Raw genomic sequence first — 3,496 nt, forward strand, 5'->3', positions numbered from 1 at the left:
GCGTGGGATTTTTTTCTTTTTCAGGGTCCAATGGTTTTGCCCAGAGCATATAGCTATTACCGTTATGCACTAAGTGGCAGGCCCCGCAGAGCCCGGATTCTTCCGCGGTTTTTCCTAAAATATTTTTTTCGCCTGCCGCGGAATTGATCAGATTATGGGGAGTGTTTTTCAACTTGTCTTTGTCAGGGTGGCAGGTTGAACACAAGACTGGTTTTGCCGCTACCGCCGCGGGTGCAGGTGTGCTATGGATTATATGGCAGGAAGGGCAGCCCTTAGCATTAAACCCAGTGTCCTTTTCAGGCTTTTGTTTGAAAATATGAGTCATTGCGACTTCGTCGGTTTTATTCATATGACAGTTTTGACAAAGAGCTTCCTGTGAAATCCGGAAAAAACCGGGTTCTTCAATTTTCTTTTTTGATACTCCATGGGGGCGGTGGCAAGTACCGCAATAAATTTTCTTATCTTTTGTCAGCGGAAGATTATCCGACACATTGATTTGAGAAGATTGTGTTATTGCGGTTGAATGGCCTTTGGAAATTATAGAATTTCTTGAGTCCCTTATTGAACCGTCATGGCAGCTATAACACATTTGCTTGTCAGCAGAATTTATATCCTGTTTATCAACAAGAGAATTATCCTTTGTCAGCCGTTCAATATGGCACAGGGCGCACTCTATTTCTATCTCTTTATTTTTTTCTGCCCGTGAAATAGAACAAATAAGCAGGAAAAATAGTATAAATATAAATTTTTTCATTTTGTTGAATATTATATCATATGAATAATAATACCTTTTCGGCTAAATTTGATAAAAAAAGTAATGTAAAATAAGTTCTTGACCGAAAGTAAAAGGTATTGGTATAATTAAACGACATATTTGTATGGGTTTCGGAAACCAATTAATATATTCAGGGGTATAACAAACTATGCAAAAAATAAATAAAGTATTGCTTCTGGCAGGACTGGTATTTTTTTGTTCCTCCGCTTATTCTCAAGAGTCTACCGCTCAAAAACAAGCTACAACAATAACTGAACAGGATATTCCCATAAAATGTACGCAGGTGATTAATTTAGGTTTTGATGCCGGCCCTGTAGCTGTTGATTCAAAAGGTAATATTTATACTACAGGGGGCAAGGGAATAAAAGTTTACGATAAATTGGGACAATTAGAGTTTGATTTTGGTTTAAACGACAGCGTTTATGTGAATAAAGTTTATGGAAAAGAGATGTGTGGTATAGGTGGTATTGATATAGATGAGAAAGATAATATTTATATATCTAATGCAGCCCTTGTGACCGTAGAGGTATTTACAACTGCGGGAGAGTTTAAAAAAAAGATAAGTTTTCCGCCGCCTCCGGGAAAAGGGATGTGGGCGGCAGAAGATATTGCCGTAGATTCTGCGACTATTTATACGATTGCCTACGGAGAGGCTAATATTTATATTTTTACTCCGGATGGACTTTTATTAAAACGATGGAATAAGCCGAAAGAAGAGGAAAAGGATGGTTCGTTTGGCGCTATCAGCAGTATCGCGACTGATAGATATAGCAGCCATAAACAAAAGAGAATTTATGTAGGGGCCTATTCTTCAGGCCGTGTTTATGTCTTTGATAAAAATAGAAGGCTTCTTTTTACCTTTGGCAACCGGGGTGCTAACCTTGGAGAATTTTTGGATATTAATGGGATAGATGTTGATAGCGAAGGGAATATTTATGTCCTTGACGGCGCGTATGGCGCCTGTTCGGTATTCAACACGGATGGTAAATTTCTTTATCAGTTTGGGCATAAAGGAGAGATGGCAAAAACCCTGTATTTTTCGAAAGGTATCTTTATTGATAAAAATGATAAGATATACATTGGAAATGGAGCAAGAAATAATATTTTAGTTTGGGAAAAAGTTAAAAAATAATAGGAAATTAAAGTATGAGATTTAAAAAATTTGTGTTTTTAGTAATAATATTGCTGTTAAGCCGGATGGTTATAGCCAAGGGGCCGCATTTTGGCGGAGGTACATCAGTTGGTGACCCCGGTTACAGGTTAGAAACCACGTATGGAGCAGATAAATGCAAGCCATGTCATATTCCTCATAGCGCTAAAGGGGAAAGTAGATTATGGCCGGTAGGGGTAGATAGCTCAGGGGTCACTACAATCCAAAATTTGTGCACATATTGTCATAGTCAAGTAAAAACGGTTGACCTTGTAGATAGAGATGGTGATGGTTTTTATGATGGTTTGAATGATGCGCATGTTTTAACTCGCGCGCACGGCCAGAATGGCCCCAGATATTCTGATACTGATACAGCAAGCATAGATATATCAAGACGGTATGGGCCCGGACATTTATATCGGCATAGCGCAGAGCATGCTCCGCATCATGACAGTAATAAGGGAGATACAGTTCAAACCAGAGATGGCGATAGTACAATACAGGGTTATGGAGCAATATCCAACTATGATACAGGTTTTGGGTCAATGGCGGTCAGCGCGGATTCCAGTTCCGCTGATCAGGATTTTTCCAGACTATCCCGGCTTTCCTGTTTTTCATGTCATAATCCTCATGCTGATTATGTTTCCAGTTATATAAATCGAAGTGAAGATCCAAACGATTTGGATTCTATGAATACTTATGATTTTTCACAGGCTGATAATTATATTTTGAATTTGGTGGGTGATGTTAATTATAATACGACTTATTATGAATCCGTTGGTACATACCAGAAGAATTTGTATATTGGCAGGACGAGGCTGGTTTGTCTTGGGTGCCACTATGGCGGAACTGAGCCGGATTCAACTGGTTTTTATGATGCTCCGCTTTCACCGACAGTAATTGATGGGATTATCCCGCCGTTCCCGCCGGGCAGAAATCAAAGCCAGGGTAGAATGAATGTAACCGCGCACTATGATGGTAAATCAAAATGCATTTCCTGCCATCCCTGGGATTGGCCGCCGGCTAATTGTACCAGTTGTCATGGTTTTCCTCCGGTGGGTGCCAGTGGTTCGCCGCCATTAGATAGACATTATCCAAAGGATTATAATACGACTAATTTCCCTGCTTTTTCTGTAAAAGGGATAGGCGCGCATGAAACCCATGTAATAGGACAGGGGTATGATTGTGTTGTTTGTCATCGAACTTTTGCCGGGGATTTGCATAATAATGATACGGTCGATGTGCTTTTTGAGACAGCATTTGTTTCTATTGTGGAAACTACTGCTACATCAACCACTTATGTTACAGTGGACGTTAAGTTTCCTGGAGGAACAAGACTTTTAAATAGCGATACTTGTGAAATTACCGGAACGGGTGAAGGCAAAAGTATAAGATGTCTGGTAGCTTGTCATAATCCGATCCCGGGCGGAGGAAGTTTTGATAAGTGGGTTGCATGGCCGTCAGTACCTGTTGGTGAGAGGGGAACTCCTCCTTTGACGCCTTTGAACATTTCTTTTGTATGGCAAGATGTTTACAATGCTATTTCCTGTGTAGACTGTCACGATGGTTTG

At 40.1% G+C, this 3,496-nt stretch carries 3 protein-coding genes; 2 read left to right on the forward strand and 1 reads right to left on the reverse strand.

All coding sequences use genetic code 11. The features are described 5' to 3' along the window. On the reverse strand, positions 1–754 hold a 754-nt coding region (locus PHV30_11960), incomplete at its 3' end, for a cytochrome c3 family protein (protein ID MDD5457727.1). Between the two features lie 169 nt (positions 755–923). On the opposite strand from PHV30_11960, the gene PHV30_11965 reads away from it, so the two are divergent. Next, the gene (locus PHV30_11965; GenBank protein ID MDD5457728.1) at positions 924–1,907 is read left to right on the forward strand and encodes a 6-bladed beta-propeller; all 984 of its coding nucleotides are present in this window, start codon (positions 924–926) and stop codon (positions 1,905–1,907) included. Between the two features lie 14 nt (positions 1,908–1,921). Further along, on the forward strand, positions 1,922–3,496 hold a 1,575-nt coding region (locus PHV30_11970), incomplete at its 3' end, for a cytochrome c3 family protein (protein ID MDD5457729.1).

Source organism: Candidatus Margulisiibacteriota bacterium (assembly GCA_028715625.1).
In the GTDB taxonomy this organism is placed as follows: Bacteria; Margulisbacteria; Riflemargulisbacteria; order GWF2-35-9; family GWF2-35-9; genus JAQURL01.

Coding starts and splice junctions, on each gene's coding strand:
- PHV30_11965 (MDD5457728.1), top strand. CDS start 924: ATGCAAAAAATAAATAAAGTATTGCTTCTGGCAGGACTGGTATTTTTT.